Origin of the sequence: Falsiroseomonas selenitidurans (assembly GCF_012103215.1) — a bacterium.
Lineage (GTDB): Bacteria > Pseudomonadota > Alphaproteobacteria > Acetobacterales > Acetobacteraceae > Falsiroseomonas > Falsiroseomonas selenitidurans.
The window spans coordinates 1-1,246 of record NZ_JAAVNE010000122.1 but is presented as its reverse complement, the minus strand read 5'-3'; the positions used below and the strand labels follow the sequence as shown (position 1 = coordinate 1,246).

Annotated in this window: 1 protein-coding gene; it reads right to left on the bottom strand. The window is 65.3% G+C overall.

Going from position 1 to position 1,246, the window contains the following annotated elements; genetic code table 11:
• Nucleotides 1-31: 31 nt before the first annotated feature.
• Nucleotides 32-1,185 (bottom strand): IS3 family transposase gene (locus tag HEQ75_RS27610; protein ID WP_168035329.1). Its coding sequence is split into 2 segments (ribosomal slippage): nt 32-936 and nt 936-1,185, totalling 1,155 coding nucleotides; the frame shifts between segments, so codons are not numbered across the junction.
• Between the last annotated feature and the right edge of the window lie 61 nt (nt 1,186-1,246).

The following is a 1,246-nucleotide window of genomic DNA, read 5'->3' as shown; positions in this document are numbered from 1 at the left end:
TGGCCTGCTGCCGGTTCGATGGACACCGAGTTTAGCCTGAACCGGCCAAGCGCTCGAATGCCACGGGGCTGAGATAGCCGATGGCCGAGTGGCGTCGCGTCGGATTGTAGAACCGCTCGATGTAGTCGAACACCTCCGCTCGGGCGGCGTCGCGCGTCCGGTAGATCTTGCGGGCAAGGCGTTCGGTCTTCAGCGATGAGAAGAAGCTCTCCATGGCGGCGTTGTCCCACACATTGCCCGACCTGCTCATCGAGCAGGTGACGCCGTGGTCGGCCATCAGCCGCTGGAACCCCTCGCTGCTATATTGGCTGCCCCTGTCCGAATGATGAAGCAGGGCTCTTGGCTTGCCGCGCCGCCAGATCGCCATGACCAACGCATCGGTGACGAGTTGCGCCGCCATCGTGGCGCTCATCGACCAACCGACGACGCGGCGTGAGAAGAGGTCGATGACGACCGCGACATAGAGCCAGCCCTCAGCGGTCCAGACGTAAGTGAAGTCGGCCACCCACTTCTGGTTCGGAGCTCCCGCATGGAACTGGCGGTCAAGGATGTTGGCCGGGACGACGCCTGGCGCCCGTTCGCCGCTGTCCAGCGGCAGGCCACGTCGCCGCGGCCTGGCCCTCAGCGCGCCCTGGCGCATCAACCGCTCGATCCTGTGCAGACCGCAGTCGACGCCGTCCGCCAGGACGTCGTGCCAGACCCGGCGGGCGCCATAGGTCCGGTCACTCGCCAGGAAGCTGGCGCGGGCCATGGCGCCAATCCGTTCGTCATCGCGGGCGCGTTGGCTCGGCTTGCGGGTCAGCCAGGCATGGAAGCCGGAGCGCGATACACCCAGCGCCGAGCACAGCCAGGACAGCGGCCAGATTCCCCTGTGCTTCGCGATGAAGGCGAACTTCATGTCGCATCCCTCGCGAAGTAGGCCGCGGCCTTTTTTAGGATGTCACGCTCCGCCTTGAGCTTGGCGACCTCCCGGCGGAGACGGTCGATCTCCTGCTGCTCAGGCTTTACCTGACCATGGCCAGGAAAGGCGTGTCGCGGATCAGCCTCGGTCTCCCGCATCCAGCGGCGCAGCACGCTCTCCGCGATCTCGAGGTCGCGGCAAGCCTGAGCCACCGCAACTCCGCGATCCCTGACCAACTTTACCGCCTCGAGCTTGAACTCGCGGCTGAATGTCCTTCGTCCCATGCAAGGGCCTCCGATTGGGTGAAAACCTTATCCAGGTGTCCACCAAACCGGCAGCAGGCCA